Annotated in this window: 15 protein-coding genes; 5 read left to right on the forward strand and 10 right to left on the reverse strand. The window is 58.7% G+C overall.

Annotated features, from left to right (window positions below; translation table 11 throughout):
• Positions 1 to 30: 30 nt before the first annotated feature.
• The 6 genes from ACID345_RS11710 to ACID345_RS11735 all read right to left on the reverse strand — a co-directional run bounded on the left by ACID345_RS11710 (position 31) and on the right by ACID345_RS11735 (position 7,964).
• Entirely contained in the window at positions 31 to 699 is a 669-nt protein-coding gene (locus ACID345_RS11710) for an oxidoreductase (protein ID WP_011523073.1), read from the reverse strand.
• Between the two features lie 39 nt (positions 700 to 738).
• Positions 739 to 1,812 carry a c-type cytochrome gene (locus ACID345_RS11715; RefSeq protein ID WP_148210092.1) on the reverse strand — a complete coding sequence of 358 codons (1,074 nt, stop codon included), beginning with the start codon at positions 1,810 to 1,812 and terminating at the stop codon, positions 739 to 741.
• A gap of 329 nt (positions 1,813 to 2,141) precedes the next feature.
• A complete protein-coding gene (locus ACID345_RS11720) occupies positions 2,142 to 3,560 on the reverse strand; it encodes an FG-GAP repeat domain-containing protein (protein WP_011523075.1) in 1,419 nt (472 codons plus the stop codon).
• Between the two features lie 342 nt (positions 3,561 to 3,902).
• Positions 3,903 to 5,312: an FG-GAP repeat domain-containing protein gene (locus ACID345_RS11725; RefSeq protein ID WP_011523076.1), complete on the reverse strand. Its 1,410-nt coding sequence runs from the start codon at positions 5,310 to 5,312 to the stop codon at positions 3,903 to 3,905.
• A 120-nt stretch (positions 5,313 to 5,432) separates the two neighbouring features.
• A complete protein-coding gene (locus ACID345_RS11730) occupies positions 5,433 to 6,584 on the reverse strand; it encodes a cysteine desulfurase family protein (RefSeq protein ID WP_041855655.1) in 1,152 nt (383 codons plus the stop codon).
• 237 nt (positions 6,585 to 6,821) lie between these two features.
• Positions 6,822 to 7,964: a citrate synthase gene (locus ACID345_RS11735; RefSeq protein WP_011523078.1), complete on the reverse strand. Its 1,143-nt coding sequence runs from the start codon at positions 7,962 to 7,964 to the stop codon at positions 6,822 to 6,824.
• Between the two features lie 370 nt (positions 7,965 to 8,334).
• Here ACID345_RS11735 and ACID345_RS11740 point away from each other — a divergent pair, with 370 nt between their 5' ends.
• The 4 genes from ACID345_RS11740 (at position 8,335) to ACID345_RS11755 (ending at position 13,544) form a co-directional block, all read left to right on the forward strand.
• Positions 8,335 to 10,350, forward strand: coding sequence for a S46 family peptidase (locus ACID345_RS11740; RefSeq protein ID WP_049761872.1), 2,016 nt, complete (start codon positions 8,335 to 8,337; stop codon positions 10,348 to 10,350).
• Between the two features lie 97 nt (positions 10,351 to 10,447).
• Positions 10,448 to 11,515, forward strand: a complete 1,068-nt coding sequence (locus ACID345_RS11745) for an alpha/beta fold hydrolase (RefSeq protein ID WP_011523080.1) — start codon at positions 10,448 to 10,450, stop codon at positions 11,513 to 11,515.
• 134 nt (positions 11,516 to 11,649) lie between these two features.
• Positions 11,650 to 13,119 carry a carboxypeptidase regulatory-like domain-containing protein gene (locus ACID345_RS25455; protein ID WP_011523081.1) on the forward strand — a complete coding sequence of 490 codons (1,470 nt, stop codon included), beginning with the start codon at positions 11,650 to 11,652 and terminating at the stop codon, positions 13,117 to 13,119.
• A gap of 47 nt (positions 13,120 to 13,166) precedes the next feature.
• Positions 13,167 to 13,544, forward strand: coding sequence for a bleomycin resistance protein (locus tag ACID345_RS11755; protein WP_011523082.1), 378 nt, complete (start codon positions 13,167 to 13,169; stop codon positions 13,542 to 13,544).
• Here ACID345_RS11755 and ACID345_RS11760 read toward each other — a convergent pair.
• Both ACID345_RS11760 and ACID345_RS11765 read right to left on the reverse strand, forming a co-directional pair.
• Entirely contained in the window at positions 13,541 to 13,951 is a 411-nt protein-coding gene (locus tag ACID345_RS11760) for a VOC family protein (protein WP_011523083.1), read from the reverse strand. The two genes, ACID345_RS11755 and ACID345_RS11760, sit on opposite strands and share 4 nt — an antisense overlap.
• Positions 13,952 to 13,977: 26 nt before the next feature.
• On the reverse strand, positions 13,978 to 14,307 hold the full coding sequence (locus tag ACID345_RS11765) for a rhodanese-like domain-containing protein (RefSeq protein WP_011523084.1): 330 nt from the start codon (positions 14,305 to 14,307) through the stop codon (positions 13,978 to 13,980).
• Between the two features lie 66 nt (positions 14,308 to 14,373).
• Here ACID345_RS11765 and ACID345_RS11770 point away from each other — a divergent pair, with 66 nt between their 5' ends.
• Positions 14,374 to 15,351, forward strand: a complete 978-nt coding sequence (locus tag ACID345_RS11770) for a cyanophycinase (protein WP_187148992.1) — start codon at positions 14,374 to 14,376, stop codon at positions 15,349 to 15,351.
• A gap of 61 nt (positions 15,352 to 15,412) precedes the next feature.
• On the opposite strand, the gene ACID345_RS25460 is transcribed toward ACID345_RS11770, so the two are convergent.
• Both ACID345_RS25460 and ACID345_RS11780 read right to left on the reverse strand, forming a co-directional pair.
• Positions 15,413 to 16,018 (reverse strand): Ig-like domain-containing protein, encoded by a 606-nt coding sequence (locus ACID345_RS25460; protein WP_011523086.1) that lies wholly within the window; start codon positions 16,016 to 16,018, stop codon positions 15,413 to 15,415.
• 115 nt (positions 16,019 to 16,133) lie between these two features.
• Complete coding sequence (locus tag ACID345_RS11780) at positions 16,134 to 17,069, reverse strand: MBL fold metallo-hydrolase (RefSeq protein WP_011523087.1); 936 nt, start codon at positions 17,067 to 17,069, stop codon at positions 16,134 to 16,136.
• Between the last annotated feature and the right edge of the window lie 27 nt (positions 17,070 to 17,096).

Here is a 17,096-nt window from a genome sequence, read left to right on the forward strand (position 1 = left end):
AATCGTCGCGTACCCTTTATCGCTAACCGTTCATTCACCCGCCGCAAACAGCTTCTTCCCTTCTAAAATCCGCACTCGCTCGCTGGTCTCATCGAAGGCAAGAGTCACCAGTGCCCGGCCAACCGTTTCTGCTTTGATGGGCGCATAACGGCCGTGCTTCCCGACCAGCGAAAACACGAATTGCGCCGCCGGGAGCACCAGCCTTTCGCCCCATCGGTTGTCTCCCCGCTCGCCTTGAGGATCGATGAACGACGGTCGCAGAATGGTCAGGTTCGCAAAGCCGAGCTTGGCGAGATCGGCCTCCGTCTCGCCCTTAATGCGGAGGTAGAAGGTTCCTGAACTGGCATTCGCACCGATGGAACTCACCAGAAGAAACCGCTGAGCGCCCTTGGCGAGCGCGGCTTCGGCGAAGGTCAGCACGGCATCGTGGTCCACCCGACGGAACGCTTCCTGGGATCCGGCAGCCTTGATGGTGGTGCCAAGGCAACAGATCGCGACGTCAACCTGCTCCGGAATCTTAGCAACGAGATCGGATTGATCGTTCAGATCGGCAGTCTGTGAGAGCAGCTTGGGGTGTTGCATCGGCAGCGCACGGCGCCCGACGGCAATCACGCGATCGACGTTAGCAGACGCAAGCAGTTGATCGAGCGCGCGGCGCCCGACTACGCCCGAGGCGCCGGCGATTAGAACAGTTTGCATTTCTTAACCGCTAACACAATGCGGCGACTAGCTCAAACTTCATTTTGCCGTGAGCGTCTCCTCGTTCATCTCGCCCAAACCGTGTTTGGTTTTGCACTTCTTGCAGTAGGTGGCGACTTCGGTGTTATCCACGTGATGGCAAACGGGCTTCAGCGACTGCAGGTACGCGAAAAGGGATTTGAGATCGTCGTCGGTGAGGTTGCGGAAGAACGACCACGGCATGATGTTGGAGAGCGGACGCGCCTTGAATCCGCCGTTGCGGATGACTTCGATAAACATCGCCTCGTTGTAGTAGCCAATGCCGGAGGGATCGGGCGTGAGGTTGGCAGCGTTCACGCTGATGACCTTCTCGCCACCTTCCCATGGGCCGGTGAGCGGGGCTCCGCCGGAGAATTGCATGCCGGGGATGGGGGCGCCTTTGTCGTCGTAGCCGTCGTGGCAGGCGCCGCAATGTCCGGCGGTCGCCAAGTACTTGCCGTAGGCCACGCGATCGGAGCGGTCCGGCTCAGCGACGGACGCTGGCATCGGAAACGGCTTGTAGGTTTTCTTCAGGTCTTCGGTGACGAAGGTCTTCGGCTGCTCGTGATGAACTGGCGGCAGCGAGCGGATGTAAACAATCGCCGCGGCGAGGTCTTCATCGGAAAGCTGGCGGAAGAACTCGTAGGGCATGAGCGGGAAGAGCGTGCGGCCGTCATGGCCGATACCCTGCCGGAGAGCGCGAACAAAGTCTGCGTCTTTCCACGTGCCGGCGCCATACTCGGGATCGGATGAGATGTTCGGCGCGACGATGCGGTTCGGCTCCGGCAATCCGAGTTCAGCGTTTGCGAAGATGTGTCCGCCGAGCTTTGCGCCGGGCATGGGTTCCGGCGGACGTTTGCCGAAATTAACCTCGGAGTGACAAGCCGGGCATTGCAGCAGTCCTTCGACGAGATACTGGCCGCGGGCGAGGCGTTCGGGGGTTCGCGGAATGACGTCCATCTCGAGTACGGACGATGCGCTGCTTCCCGACGCTTGCGGCGCGGCGTGTGTTCCGATTGGATTGCTGAAGGTAAGACACACCAGCATGGCGGACGACATCCACAAAAGGTTGCTGCCTGAGAGACGAACTTTCACATCTACCTGCTTGAACTTGAAAATTTTGGGGCCGAGGGTCAAATTTACGAAAAACGCTGACCGCCGGGCGCGCGCAAAAGCGCGCAACCTGGCTACATATGGGCCTGCACCAGCGATCAAAATCGCTCTGGTGCGGAATTGGGGGGAATTGGCCGGAGCCAACTGCGCCGGATAGTAATTCGGCGCTACGAAGGGGTCAAGCAGAATCGCGAAACGTGCCGGGCGACAGTTGCAGACTTCTGCAACTGTAGTTGCGGCATCGCAACTATACGGGCCGACGCTTTGGGGGAAATGAGGAGGCACCCACCGAGATGCCTCCCATCTGAAAGCTACTGCACGTTCACGTACTCCGCTGCGCTGGCGGTGCCCACGTACTTGTCGACTGCCACGACCACAAGCCGATGCCGGCCCGCGCTCAGCGTGATCTTCTTGTACAACTGGTTGCCGAGCTTCTGGTAGATCTTCTTGCCGTCTACCCAAATCTCGAGGCGCTGCACGCCGAGGGGAGAATCGCCGCCTGCCATCACGTAAAAGGACGGAGTGGCATTCGCATCGCCTTGAGGCTCACAGAACTTCGCGTTGAGCGATGCCGAACTCACGCCGGTGCAGGTTTTGTAGCCGCTGGTGGCAAGGCCTACGTCCCCTTCGCCGCCGGGGAAGAAGGAAGGGATACCGACGTCGGCGCGCGAGTCGTGATTGAGATCGCGGAGGACAATCTCAAACGCAGAGCCGCCGGTGATGGTTTGCTCGGCGCCGAAGGTGGTGTTTCCGTTACCGGGGCGATAGGAATACACGCCGCTGTCAACGCCGCCTGCGGTGGTGACATCCACGATGTCCTGGTTGAGATCGCCGTTAACATCCGCGGTGGAAAGCACGCCGCCTTCGCGATCACCGATTTGGTAAGAGCTGATGTGGCTGAAGCTGCGGCCGCCCATATTCTTGTAGATGTGAGCCGTGGTGGTGCCGCAGGGTCCGCCCGTGGGATCGCAGTTGCCCGGATTGTAATTGCTGCTGACGGCGAGGTCGGGCAGGCCATCGTTATTGAAGTCGGCGGTGGCCACAGAAAACAGGCTGCCTCTGGTTGGCGCCGGTACTTGCAACGGCGCTGCGAAGGCTCCTGTTCCCTTGCCCCACCATACGAGGAACTTGTTCGATTCGGCATTCGAGATATCGAGATTGCCATCACCATCGAAATCGGCAACCACGGCGTTGAAGGTGCCCCCCGCCATTGCGAGCATCTGCCCGGAATGGAAGGTGCCGTTGCCGTTGTTCAGCAGGATTTCGATCTGGTTGCCCTCGATGGCGGCGAGATCCACTTTGCCGTCTTTGTTGAAGTCTCCGGCGACGAACTGACTGGCTTGCGCCTTGGTGATGGGCGCGGTTCCCGTGCGGAAGGTACCGTCGCCGTTATTCAGGAGCAGTGTCGTACTGCCCGTTCCGGTGGAGGCGACCAGGATGTCGGGCCAGCCGTCACCATTGGCGTCGAGGGCGAGGGCCCAGCCGAAATCGCCAGTGGGATAAGCGGTGTAATTGGAGAAATGACCGGTGTGGTCGTTGAAGTACACGTCCACCACATTCGGATTTGAGACGACGATCGCCATGTCGGGGTAGCCGTCGCGGTTGAAATCGGCAATCACCATGTGATTGGCCGGGCCTTGGGTTGGGTAATTGCTGAAACTGTAAGTGACCTGGGCGACGAGCGGCGCGGCCGTAACGACGAGCGCAGCAAGGATGTGAAGCAATCGCATGGCGATCTCCGCTGGGAACAGAGGGTGAGCTGCTGGTGTAGAGAGCAGTCGTGAACAGCTGGTTGCCGCGCCTACGTGAGAATTACAAAAGATATATTCGCGCTGCAATGTAAAACGCGGATGACGCGTCGTGCGCAACTTCGCTCGGCATGGCAAGACGTACTTACTTGCGGTAGAAGGGATTCCATTCGCGCAGCTTAGCCACGAGTTCCGGGACGTGTCCCAGGGCAAACTCCACATCGTGCGGCCGTGTTCTGCTCGCCGAGGCTAAAGCGGATGCTGGCTACAAGAGAGAAGAGGCGCCCCTGTTGTGAGCGCCTCCTACTGACGTGATCGGTAAACCTACTGGACGTTCACGTATTCGACCGTGCTGCTGGTGCCGATGTACTTGTCGACGGCGACGACTGCAACGCGATGGCGCCCGGTCGTCATGGGGATGCGCTTGTTCATCTGATCCCCGAGTTTCTGGTAGACCTTCTTGCCGTCTACCCATACCTCCAGGCGCTGGACGCCTATCGGCGAGTTGCCGGCTGCGGTGATGAGAACGGGCGAACTGACAGTTGCGTTGTTGGCAGGCGCACAGACCTTGGCGTGGAGAGCCGCGGAGTTAGCCCCGGTGCAGTTCTTGTAACCACTGGTGGCGAGGTAGACGTTAACCTCGCTGCTGGGGAAATATTCCGGTACGACCACGTCAGTCCGCGAATCGAGATTAAGGTCGCGGAATTGGACGTCAATGGCTGAAGGCGAGTCAATCGACAGCTCATCCCCAAACGTTCCGTTGCCCTTCCCGGCACGATAACTGAGATCTCCGCTGTAGACTCCTGCGGCGTTGAAGAGGTTCACCAGGTCGGGATTCAAATCGCCATCAAGATCGACGGCGAAGAGCGTTCCATCGTGCGCGGGCCCCATGGTGTACGAGGGCGGCACAAGGGCGAACTTTCTTGCGCCGAGGTTCTTGTAAATATGTGCAGTGGTCGTGCCGCAGATGGGGCCGTTATTGGGATCGCAATTAGAGTCACCGCCGTTGCTGCTGACCGCGAGATCGGGAAGTCCGTCGTTGTTGAAATCGGCGGCAGCGATGGAACTAAGGTTGTCGCTATTCGGTCGTGCAATCTGTAGCGGAGCGGCAAAGGTGCCATCGCCCTTACCCCACCAGACCAAGGTCTTAACGGCTTCCACATTGGCGATATCGAGGTTACCGTCGGAATCGAAATCACCGACGACTGCGTTGGAAGAGCCGCCCGCCATTGCGAGCACTTGGCCAGAATGGAAAGTGCCGCTGCCGTTGTTGAGCAGGATTTCGATCTGGGTCCCTTCCACGGCGGCGAGATCCACTTTACCGTCTTTGTTGAAGTCGCCGGCGACGAAGGAAGATGCGGGCGCTTTGGTCGTGGGAGCGGTTCCTGGACGGAAGGTGCCGTCGCCGTTATTCAGAAGCACGGTGCCCCCGCCACCCGCGATGACAAGGTCGGGCCAACCGTCGCCATTCACATCAACAGCGATGATGGGGCCACCGCTGGGTGAGTTATAGCTGGTGTAAGCGCCGAAGCCTCCACTGTGATCGTTGAAGAAGATGTCGATCGTGCCGGAGTTGACGATTGCCATGTCGGGATATCCGTCACGGTTGAAATCGGCCAGCGCGCTGTATCCCGGAGTGCCGCTGGAAGTGTAGAACGAGGCTTTGTAAGTGACCTGGGCGAAGACTGGCGACACCCAAAGTAGCAGGAGGACCAACAGGCGTGGTACGCGCATCGTGCATCTCCATTGTGGGGAACAAGGGAAGCTGCTGGATGGGAGCCTGATTCCATGCTGCCGGTTGTCAGGGGTAAGGCAGATTTACAAATCTGAAAGAGCGAAATATCGGCGGACGAGCTATTTCCTGTAAACCGGGCTCAGCTCGCGCAATTTCGCGACCACTTCCGGCACCCGCTCCAGGGCGAACTGAATGTCAGCCTCGGTATTTTGCTTGCCTACGCTAAAGCGAATGCTTCCCCGCGCCTGCTCGGGAGTAAGGCCCATGGCGGTCAGTACGTGCGAAGGTTCGATTGCGCCCGATGAACACGCCGCGCCGGTGGAGACAGAAAGGCCCTTCAGATCGAGCGCGATCACCATAGCTTCGCCTTCAATTCCATCGAAAGACACGTTCGTGGTGTTCGGCACTCGGGGGGCGCTGCCACTGTTCACCGTCAGTTGATCGAGTTGGCTGACGACCGTTTGTTCGAGGCGGTCGCGAAGCGCTGCCATGCGAGTTGGACCGTCATTCTCAAACCACGCCATCGCAAGTTCCGCGGCTTTGCCAAGTCCGACAATCCCCGGTAGGTTCTCCGTCCCCGCACGTCGCGAACGCTCATGACGGCCGCCGTAAAAGAGTGGATCGAGGATCGTACCCTTGCGCACGTAGAGCGCGCCTGTTCCTTGCGGTGCGTGGATCTTATGTCCGGCGAGGGTCAGCAGGTCGCAGCGGATCTCATTTACGTCGACGGGAATCTTGGCGATGGCCTGTACGGCGTCGGTGTGGAAATAGACGTCGGCTTCGGCGGCGATTTTCCCAATCTCTACGGCGTTCTGTACAACACCGGTTTCGTTATTCGCGAGCATGATGCTGATCAGCCTGGTATTTGCGCGGAGCGCACGCTTTACCGCGTCAGGATCGACAATTCCCTGCCCGTCTACCGGAACGTCTGTGACTTCTACGCCGAGTTCTTTCAGGCGCTGCGCGGAGTTCAGCACCGCATGGTGCTCGATCGTGCTGATGATCAGGTGGTCGCCCGGCTTGCAGAGGCCGAAGAGCGCGAGGTTGTCGCCCTCGGTGCCGCCGCTGGTGAAAACGATCTCTGCCTCACGTGCACCGATAAGATCCGCGACGTGCTCGCGCGCGTGCTCCACCGCGGCCCGCGCTTGCTGGCCTTGCTGGTGGATGGACGACGCATTGCCGAATTGTCCGAGGAAATACGGCTGCATCGCCTCCAGCACTTCGGGGAGGAGCGGCGTGGTCGCGTTGTTGTCGAGGTAAACGCGCTGCATTGAGTTCATTCTAGCTGGTTGGATTGCAGCAGGAGGGCGCGGGACGCAGGAATCTCGAAACCGGAGTTAGGTTGTTAGGAGTTAGGTTCATAGGATTTAGCGGTCATCGCATCCACCGTCACGCCTCCGAACCCTGATCCACACAACCTAATTCCTAACAACCTAACGCCTTATTAGGATTCGGCCAAAGCAAAAGGCCCGCCGTTCGGGCGGGCCTCTCGTAAAACCATGGAATGTCTATGCGCGCTGGTCCATCTGCGTGTATGCCGTCGGATGCTTCGGACCGACGTAATCTGCGCGCGGACGGATCAGGCGGTTGTCATCCAACTGCTCGATGACGTGCGCTGACCAGCCTGAAACGCGCGAGACTGCGAAGATTGGCGTGAACAGGTCCACATCAATGCCAAGCATGTGGTATGTAGAAGCCGAATAGAAATCAACGTTGGCGTTGAGCTTCTTTTCCGACTTGATGAACTCCTCGATGGCGCGGGAGTTCTCGAACCACTTGATCTGGCCGCTGGAGTAACCGAGGTCACGCGACATCTGGCGCAAGTGCGTGGCGCGCGGGTCTTCGGTGGTGTACACGCGATGGCCGAAGCCGGGAACCTTTTTCTTCTGCGCCAGCATGCCCTTGATGTACTCGACCGGGTCGGCGCCAAGCTTGTCAATTTCGTCGAGGATGCGGAAAACAGCTTCGTTCGCGCCACCGTGCAGCGGACCCTTCAGCGCGCCAATTCCGGCGGTCACGGCCGAGTGCATGTCGCTGAGCGTCGCGGCCACTACGCGGGCAGCAAACGTCGAGGCGTTTAGCTCGTGGTCAGCTTGCAGGATCAGCGCGATGTCGAGCGCCTTTTCCGCGCTCTTGCTCGGGACTTCGCCCGAGAGCATGAGCAGGAAGTTGGCGGCATGTGACAAAGTGCGGTCCGGTTCAACCAGCGGCTTGCCTTTGCGGATGCGGTCGTAAGCCGTGACGATCATCGCCATTTGAGAGGTCAGGCGGATGGCCTTGCGCACGTTGGTGTCGTGATCGTTGTTCTTCTCTTCGGGGTCCCACAACGCCGTGGCCGAGACCACGGTGCGGAGCACGTCCATTGGCAGAGCGTGCTTGGGGGCCTGGCGCAGGATGCTGATCACCGAGGCGTCGAGCTTGCGCTCGCGGGCCATGTTCAGCTTCAGTTCCTGCAGCTCGGTGCGGTTGGGCAGCTTGCCGAACCAGAGGAGGTAGCAGACTTCCTCGAAGTTGGAATTGTCGGCCAGTTCGTGGATATCAATGCCGCGGTACGCCAGGATTCCAGCGTCTCCATCGATGTAGCAAATGCTGGATGGCCCGGCGATTACGTCTTCCAAACCCTTGGTATATGTAGGCGTCGTTGTGGACATAAATTCTCTTCTCGAACCACTCGAAATGAAGGACCTTCAGAAACTCTGTTCCCTATTAGGATGCGGTACCAATGCGGGAACGCAACCGACTTTTATACCCTATTTGCCCTTGCCGTTTCCAACCGGCATCGCGTAAGTGACAAATCTGTACGCCGTTTCCCGATTTTGGCCGCCATCTCACGCCGCATTTGTGGCCCCGCCTGCGGCTGCGTTATAAACATAAGTTCTATTACCTAGGGCCTCTCGCGCTGTGAGGTCCATCACATACCGAGGTACTTTCGTGTATCTGTGCCGGGTCCCCTGCAAGCTCCTCTCCCTCCTCGTTATTGCCTTCTGCACTTTTACGACTTTCGCACAAGCCGATGAAGGCATGTGGCTTTTCACCAACCCGCCTACGGCGGCGATCCAGAAGAAATATGGCTTCGCCATCACCCAGGAATGGCTGGACCACCTCCGGCTGTCTTCATCGCGCGCGCCGGGCGGGTCGAGTGAGTTCGTTTCGCCCGACGGACTGCTGATGACGAACCATCACGTGGCGCAGAGCTGCATCCACGACCTTTCGAGCGGCGGCAAGGACTACATGAAGGACGGCTTCTACGCTGCGACGCGCGAGCAGGAACCGAAATGCCCGGGTATCGAGTTTCTTGTGCTGACGGATATCAAAGACGTCTCGGAACAGATCCACTCGGCCGTGAAGGCGCGCATGGCCTCCGCGGAATCCGGCAAAGCCACGCGGCAGGCGATGTCGGCCGCCGAGAAAGCCTGCTCTACCGAGGGCTTCAAGTGCGACGTCGTGACGCTCTACGCGGGCGCGATGTATCACCTTTACAAGTACAAGAAGTACACCGACGTCCGGCTGGTGTTCGCGCCTGAGTTCCAAATGGCGTTCTTCGGCGGCGATCCTGACAACTTCACCTTCCCTCGCTACGACCTCGACATTACGTTCTTCCGCATGTACGAGAACGGTAAACCGGCGCATACCGAAAACTATCTGAAGTTTGCCAAGAAGGGCGTGAAGGAGGGCGACCTACTCTTCGTGAGCGGGCACCCCGGTCGTACCAGCCGCCTGCTGTCCATCGCCGAACTTGAGTACCTGCGCGACGTGCAGTATCCGTGGCAGATCAAGAACCTGACCCGTCGCGTCAACCTGCTGCTTGCGTTTTCGAAGGAAGGAGCTGAGCAGGCGCGCGAAGCCGAGCACGATCTGTTCAGCTTCCAGAATTCGCAGAAGGCCCTCACCGGCTACAACACGTTCTTCGCGAACAAAGAAGGCTGGGCGAAGAAGCAGGCTGACGAAAAACAGTTCCGCGATTACGTAAAAGCCCACGCCGAACGCGAGAAAGAATTTGGCGATCCGTGGACTGAGGTGAATCAAGCCGAGGGCACGCAGCGCGGGATGTTCTTCGATTACCAGTACGTCGAAATGCTCGCCGGGCTGCGCGGTTCGCTGGCTGCCGACGCGCGATTCATCGTCCGTGCAGCTCAGCAGCGGACCTTGCCGAATGACCAGCGCCTTCGTGGCTATACCGACTCTGCCCTGGCGACGCGCGAGCAAGAGCTGTTCTCCGACGCGCCCGCGTACAAAGACCTGAACAAAGCAATGCTGGCGGACAGCCTCGCCGATATGCAGGAACAGGAACCGAAGAATCCGTCGTTGCTGAAAGTGCTTGCCGGGAAATCCCCGAAAGACCGCGCGGCAGAATTGATTGACGGCAGCAAGCTCGACGACGCGGCCTACCGCAAGAAACTGTACGACGGCGGATTGAAGGCGGTGGAAGAAAGTACCGATCCGCTGGTCGTGATGATGCGCAGCATCGAACCGCAGGCGCTCGCGCTTCGCCAGAAGTTCGACGACGAAGTGGATCCGAAGCTCCGCGATGGCGGGGCGAAAATCGCGAAAGTTCGCTTTGCGATCTTTGGCCAGACCCAGCCACCCGACGCCACCTTTACTCTGCGGCTGAGTTACGGGCCGGCGAAGGGCTACGAAGAAAACGGGAAACATATTCCGTGGAGCACCACCATGGACGGCGCGTACAAGCACGCCGCCGATCACGGAAACAAATCGCCCTACGAATTACCGAAGAGCTGGATGGACGCCAAGGGCAAGTTCGACGGCAACACGCCCTTCGACGTCGTTACGACCGCGGACATTATCGGCGGAAATTCTGGCAGCCCGGTGGTCAACACCAACGGAGAACTAGTCGGCATCATCTTCGACGGCAATATCGAGTCGCTGCCGCTGAACTTTATGTACGACGATCTGCAGGCCCGCGCAGTGCACGTGGATTCACGCGCGATCCTCGAGTCGCTGCAGAAGATCTACCACGCCGATGCGCTGTACGAAGAAATCACGGGCGCTTCGGGTATCAGCGCGGCCAAACAGTAATCGTAGTGGGTGCCCCATCCTATTCGGATAGCGGATAGGGTGGGGACTTTGAAGTACTATCTGTTGCGAATCCATTTCTCGTACCGGGGTTCTCCCGATGCTTCGTCGTCTCTTGTTTTTTCTGGCGCTAGTCTCTGTCTCTACCCTGCTCGCGCAATCCAAGCCAGCCACCCAGGAAGGCGACTTCGTCCTTCACGACTTCACCTTCCGCTCCGGCGAAAAGCTTCCCGAAGTTCGCATGCACTACACCACGCTTGGCAAGCCAGCGAAAGATGCGAGCGGCCGCGTGACCAACGCCGTGCTCATCTTGCACGGGACTGGCGGCTCCGGCGCACAATTTCTGCGTGCGCAATTTGCAGACGTCCTCTACGGGCCCGGGAGGTTGCTCGATGCCACCAAGTACTTCATCGTCCTACCCGACAACATCGGCCACGGCAAATCCAGCAAGCCCAGCGATGGTCTCCACGCTCGGTTTCCGCAATACGACTACGACGATATGGTGCTGGCGCAGCACGAACTGCTGGAAAAGGGCCTCGGTGTGAATCACCTTCGCTTGATCCTTGGCACCTCGATGGGCTGCATGCACTCGTGGGTCTGGGGAGAGACGTATCCCGATTTCATGGACGCGATGATGCCGCTCGCGTGCCTGCCGGTGCCGATCGCGGGACGCAATCGAATCTGGCGAAAGATGATCATCGATGGCATCAAGAACGATCCGGAGTGGAAGAACGGCGACTACACCACGCAGCCACACGCGGGTATCGAGATTGGCACCGACTTCCTCATCATCGCCGGCAGCGCGCCGATACCGATGCAGAAAGGTGAACCAACCCGCGATGCCGCCGACAAATATCTTGACGACACGTTCAAGCGGCAATCCGCCGGACTTGATGCCAATGACCTGCTCTATGCTGTCAGCGCTTCGCGCAATTACGATCCGTCGGCCAAACTCGATGCCATCAAAGTCCCCGTGATGTTTGTAAATTCCGCCGACGACTTCATCAATCCGCCGGAACTCGGCATTGCCGAGCAGGAGATCAAGAAAGTGAAGCGCGGCAAGTTCGTTCTCATTCCCGCCTCCGACCAAACGCACGGACACGGCACACATACGTGGGCTGTCATCTGGCAGAAATATTTGAAGGACTTGCTGGAAGAATCGAAGTAGTTTGGCAGATCTCCGATGAACTACCGAGAACACTACGAGTAAAGTACCGTTGTTTGTTCTACGGTAATTTTCGGCTGTAACATTCACAATCGCGTAATCAGTGTGCAGCTACTCTCGCCGCGAGGTGAATCGAGTTGCGATACATTGTTGCGCTGCGCCTGTTTCTTTTTGTTGGGATATTTACTTGCTTCTCACATGCTCAGGCCGGTGACGATTTCACAATCGCCGCGCTGCCCGATACGCAGTTCTACTCCAAGTCCTATCCGCAGATCTTCGCAGCGGAAACGGAGTGGATCCTGAACAACTCGGTTCCGCAGAACATCAAGTTCGTCGTTGGCCTGGGCGATATTGTGGACGGCGGCGGCGAGGTTTCGCAGTGGCAGAACGCCGATTCGGCCTACAACATCCTCGATCGCAAGATTCCCTTCCTGCCCACCATCGGTAATCACGATTATGATCGCAATAATCCGGCGGGCCGGACCGGATCTACGGTTAACTACAACAACTTCTTTGGACCAGCCCGTTTCAGCGATCGCGCCTGGTACAAGGGCAGCTATCCTGCAGGCAGCAACGAGAACTTCTATGCCGCTTTCACTATCGGGTCGCATAACTATCTTGTCGTAGTGCTCGAAGTGTTCCCACGCGATTCCTCGTTACAGTGGGCGGCATCCATCATCCAATCCCATCCGACCTATGACGTCATCGTGGTCACACACGCCTACACGTTCTACAACAACACGCGTATGGACCACTGCGATGAAAACAGCGCCGGCACGTTTGGCGTGAGCCAGGACAACGACGGTGAGCAAATCTGGGAGAAACTGGTCAGCAAGTACTCCAATATCGTGATGGTGCTGAGCGGCCACGTGGTGGAAGGCGATGGCACCGGCCGGCGCAGCGATTTCGGAGTGAACGGCAACCTGGTGAATCAAATCCTCGCCGACTACCAGTCCTATCCCAATGGCGGCAACGGCTACATTAGGCTGATCACGGTTAGCCCGTCGAAGAACACGGTATCGGTGAAGACCTATTCGCCCTATCTCAACAGATACATGACCGACGACCACAACCAGTTCACGGTGGCATACAAGAACAACGGTTCCCTGCGAGGCGGCAACGGCGCGATCAGCGGTGTCGTCAAGAACGTTGCCGACTGCTCGCGGGTGTCAAATGCAGCCATCGTGAGCACTGCCGGGAATGCCACTACCGATAGCTCAGGCTCATTTTCGATCGACACAACGGGGCCGAAGACCTATCAATTGGGTGAAAACCTCACCGGATATGGTATGGCCTATGGGGGCACCGGTGCGACGGTCGTCCCCGGGCAGCCCTCGCCGATAAAAGTTTTCGTCTCGACCGAGGGCATGCTGCGCGGCCAGGTCACGCTCAACGGGGCGCCGGTTGCTAACGCCACCGTGTTCATCTCCGGTGGCTCGCTGCGCACGTGGACAACCGTAACGACCGCCGGCGACGGCAGTTATAACGCCGGGTGGCTTCCCTTCGGTAGTTATACGATTACCGCAACCACGCCGTCGGGTATGCAACTTCACAGCTCAGCGACGGTGCAGGTCGGCATCAGCAACACCAGCAACATAGGAAACTGATCCTGCAGCGCGTGTATTCTTGTTGGCGCGATGCGGGAGAGGTGGCCATGAAAATTGTTCCGGTCATCAAGTGCAGTGACTTGCAACGGTCGCTGCACTTTTACACCGTGATACTCGACTTCGAACGCAAATGGCCCGGTTTCGAAGCGCGCGAGATGGAGAACGGAGTTATCGACCTGGTTCGCCAAGGTGCGGAACTCCAGCTTTCGCGGCATGCCGGCGATGGCGTGTTTGGATCGGTGAACCGAGTCTGGGTGAATGACGTGGATGAGCGCTACACGACGTTCCGAGCCCGCGGACTTGACACCACGCGCCGTCCTGAGTCTCCACTGCACACTGCGCCCGTGGACCAGACCTGGGGATTGCGGGAGTTCGCCGTCACCGATCCCGACGGAAATAATCTCTGTTTCTGCGCTCCGCGCTAATCATTCTCGCCATCCGGACTTGAAAGCACCACGACGTAACCGTCAGGATCGCGCAGCCATATTTCTCGATGGCGCGGCGCTGGGTTAAATTCGGGCCATTTGAGGACGGTGGCACCGAGAGCGCGTGCTCGGTCCACGGCGGCGTCGAAGTCACTGACCTGAAACCAGAGCACGAGACCGTGTCCGACCGGGGCGGCATCTGCATTGGTCAGGCTGGGGTGATCATGCTCGTCCCACGCGTGGAGTTGGAGAACCAGTTGCCCCGACGAGAACACGCGATCGTAGAAGTCACGATGGCTGTGCTCGGGCATGGAGTCCGCCGCCAGGAGCGTTGAATACCATCGGCTGCTTACCCTCACATTGCGCACGGCGATCAACGGCTGGGCCTCCACACGCGGCGTCTGCATCGCTGCTTGCCTCCGCTGGTCTACATTCAATACAGCGGAACTTTGGGATCGATAAAACGCGACCAGCGATCGATTCCGCCGGCCATGGACTGCGCCTTCTCGTAGCCTTGTTGGCGAAGCCACGCCGCAACGCTGAGCGAGCGCACGCCGTGATGGCAGACCACGATGACGTGGTCGTCGGGATCGAGTTCCTGGATGCGCGCTGGAATGTCGCCCATTGGGATGAACAGCGTGTCTTCGATCTTCGCGGTGTCGCGCTCCCATGGCTCGCGGACGTCCACCAGCACCACGCCTTCAGTGCCAAGCAGAGGCTTCACCTCTTCCGGTTGGATTTCGTATTCCAGGCTCTTGCTCATGCGTTTTCCTTGCGCAGAAGCATACTCGGTTTTGCGTCACTCTGACGAATGTGGATAATGGCGGTCATGCATCGTACCCTGTTCACCCTCATCCTCCTGGCATTTTCCATTTCCGCTTTCGCTGCGGACCCTGCGTACAAGTACTGGCGGATCGGCAGTCAGAGTGACGTCACCACCAAAACCACCGCTGGCTACGCCCTGATGGGTGGCGGCTCCGACCAGGACCCGGCCTTCAAATTCCTTTGCGACAAATCGGGCGGCGGCGACTTCGTCATCCTTACTGCCAGCGGCGACAACGATTACAACGACTACATCCAGAAGATGTGCAAGCAGAACTCGGTCGCGACGATTAAGATCCCCAACGCCGAAGCGGCCAACGATCCATTCGTGGCCGAAACGATCCGCAAGGCCGAAGCTCTCTTCATCTCCGGCGGCGACCAGTCAAACTACGTCAAGTACTGGAAGCCGAGCCCGATGCGGGCGGCGATCCAGGACCTGATTGATCGCGGGGTTCCTGTCGGCGGCACCAGCGCCGGCTTGGCGATCCTGGGTGAATTCAGCTTCGCGGCGCTCAACGACACGGCCTATTCCGAAAAGACCTTGAAAAACCCGTACGACAACACGGTGACGATCGACCGCGACTTCCTGAAGATCAACCACCTGGAGAACACCATTACCGATACGCACTTCAAGAAGCGCGACCGGCTCGGGCGCACCCTGGTCTTTCTGGCGCGCATTCTGCAAGACGGACAGGCCAAGGACATCCGCTCGATTGCGCTCGATGAGAAGAGCGCCGCGCTGATGGAACCAGACGGTACGATGACTGTCGTCGGGAAAGGCACGGGCGCGTACTTCTATCACCCTACGACCAAACCGGAGATATGCAAGGAAGGCGCGCCACTGACATTCACGGGAATTGATGTGTATCACGTGCCGAACGACGGGACCTTCAACGTTGTGTCGTGGACGGGCAAAGGCGGAAGTGCATACACGTTGAACGTGAAGGACGGGGTGATTTCGTCGAGTTCGGGATCGAACTACTAGCGCATCAGAGTAAATGAGAAGGGCGTCTCGCGAGAGACGCCCTTTTTGCTGCTGCACAAGTTTAAATGATCGTGATCGTGCATGTGCCGGTGAGCGTGCCCAACGTGGCAGTAATGGTCACCGTTCCCGCAGTCGCCGTGCTCAGAACGGTCACGTATCCGGTACTGCTGACAGTCGCCATGGTGGTGTCACTCGATGACCAGCCCACAGTGTTAGTGATGTCGTTGCTCGCCTGGTCTTTTGCGGTGAGCTGTTGGAATCCACCCTGGATCACGTTGGCCGAAGAAGGCGTTACGTTGACCTGCGTCGCATTGCTCACTACAAGGTTCACGGTTGATGAAGTGCTATCGGACTTTGCGGTAATGACCGCGGTTCCAAGGGCGACGCCACTTGCAACACCGGTCCCCGCAACGATCGTCGCGATGGAAGCATTCGACGAACTCCACGTCACCTTGGTCGTTACGTCTCCGGTCGTATTGTTGCCGAAGGTGCCTTGCGCGGTGAAATTGGTGGTCGCACCAGGGGCTACGAGGCCGGCCGTTGGGCTGATCGTGATGGCAGTGATGGAACTGGACGAGGGAAAGAAGTCCGAGCAACTGGTGGAAAGCGCGACGACGAGCATAACGGATACGAGTGCGGCGAGACCGGGATTAGCCTTTGACCTCATGCGGGGAGTAAGGGTCCTCTCTCAAGTATGGCCGCTTCGAAACGGCGGCTGGATATGCCTTCATTTTAGACGCAGAAGCGCCGCGAAGGTGAAACTTGTCCCCGTATGACGTCGTTCAGAACTTCTTACTCACAAGGAACGAGAAACCTTCGAACTGATAGATGTAGTTCGGTCCATTCGCGGTGGGCTGCCGCTTCCCTGCCCGAACATCGCGAAAGGCGGCCAGCACGCGCGGTAGCACGTTGGGGTCGCCGACCGGCACGTTATGCGCGGGCAAAAGGAGCTTGAGCGATGGCGCGAGCTCAGCCATGCGTTGGATCGAATGCTCGTAAGCGTCGTAATCCGTCTCAGGGCGATAAATGTAGATCGGGCCCTGATAGTACGAGTCGCCTGTGAATAGCAGGCCGTTGGCGCGATCGAGGAGGGCGAGGGCGTCCGGGGTGTGCCCGGGTGTAGCAATGACCTCAATCGTGCGCTCGCCGAGATCGAACTTCGAGCCGTCGTGGATCCACTGCGTAATCTTCCACGGCTTCGTGGCATAAGTCTTCGCGTTGAAGCCGCTCGGGAGTTCGCCGCAGATGTTCCCCGCCTCGAGTTCGGCTTGCGCGTCGGCGGTTGAGCCTTTGGCGCTGTTTCGGGTGAAGGCGGTGTCCATACCGGCGATGTCGGAGAACTCCCAGTTGTCGCCGACGTGGTCGTTGTGGGTGTGCGAGTTCACGACCGTGATTGGCAGGATCGTAATCTTCTCAACAACCCTCTTGATATTGCCGATGCCAAGTCCGGTGTCGAACAGCAGGGCGTGAGTGTTGCCGAGGATGAGATACGAGATCGCTTCTTCCGCCTGATGCGGCTCGTAGATCGCATAGGTCTTCGGCGCAACTTCGTAGACCTCGAACCAGGGATCAGCCGAGGGGACACGCTTGAGCTTGGCGTACTCGGGGCGCGGCTGGTTCTTGCACCAGTCGGGGACGGCGGTGGGGACACCTTGGCCTTGCTGGGCTAAGGAAATCGAAGTGAGGACGAAGAGGAGAACCAACGAGCGGAAATACATATCGGTTGAGTGTATACGCGGCGATAG

This window comes from Candidatus Koribacter versatilis Ellin345 (assembly GCF_000014005.1).
Taxonomy (GTDB): Bacteria; Acidobacteriota; Terriglobia; order Terriglobales; family Acidobacteriaceae; genus Korobacter; species Korobacter versatilis_A.

What these genes read in the sequence shown, in the direction of transcription:
- ACID345_RS11755 (WP_011523082.1), top strand. Translation starts at nt 13,167, where the DNA reads ATGAAAATTGTTCCGGTCATCAAGTGCAGTGACTTGCAACGGTCGCTG.
- ACID345_RS11735 (WP_011523078.1), bottom strand. Translation starts at nt 7,964, where the DNA reads ATGTCCACAACGACGCCTACATATACCAAGGGTTTGGAAGACGTAATC.
- ACID345_RS11730 (WP_041855655.1), bottom strand. Translation starts at nt 6,584, where the DNA reads ATGCAGCGCGTTTACCTCGACAACAACGCGACCACGCCGCTCCTCCCC.
- ACID345_RS11745 (WP_011523080.1), top strand. Translation starts at nt 10,448, where the DNA reads ATGCTTCGTCGTCTCTTGTTTTTTCTGGCGCTAGTCTCTGTCTCTACC.
- ACID345_RS11765 (WP_011523084.1), bottom strand. Translation starts at nt 14,307, where the DNA reads ATGAGCAAGAGCCTGGAATACGAAATCCAACCGGAAGAGGTGAAGCCT.
- ACID345_RS11710 (WP_011523073.1), bottom strand. Translation starts at nt 699, where the DNA reads ATGCAAACTGTTCTAATCGCCGGCGCCTCGGGCGTAGTCGGGCGCCGC.
- ACID345_RS11780 (WP_011523087.1), bottom strand. Translation starts at nt 17,069, where the DNA reads ATGTATTTCCGCTCGTTGGTTCTCCTCTTCGTCCTCACTTCGATTTCC.
- ACID345_RS25460 (WP_011523086.1), bottom strand. Translation starts at nt 16,018, where the DNA reads ATGAGGTCAAAGGCTAATCCCGGTCTCGCCGCACTCGTATCCGTTATG.
- ACID345_RS11725 (WP_011523076.1), bottom strand. Translation starts at nt 5,312, where the DNA reads ATGCGCGTACCACGCCTGTTGGTCCTCCTGCTACTTTGGGTGTCGCCA.
- ACID345_RS11740 (WP_049761872.1), top strand. Translation starts at nt 8,335, where the DNA reads ATGTGGCTTTTCACCAACCCGCCTACGGCGGCGATCCAGAAGAAATAT.
- ACID345_RS11760 (WP_011523083.1), bottom strand. Translation starts at nt 13,951, where the DNA reads ATGCAGACGCCGCGTGTGGAGGCCCAGCCGTTGATCGCCGTGCGCAAT.
- ACID345_RS11770 (WP_187148992.1), top strand. Translation starts at nt 14,374, where the DNA reads ATGCATCGTACCCTGTTCACCCTCATCCTCCTGGCATTTTCCATTTCC.
- ACID345_RS11720 (WP_011523075.1), bottom strand. Translation starts at nt 3,560, where the DNA reads ATGCGATTGCTTCACATCCTTGCTGCGCTCGTCGTTACGGCCGCGCCG.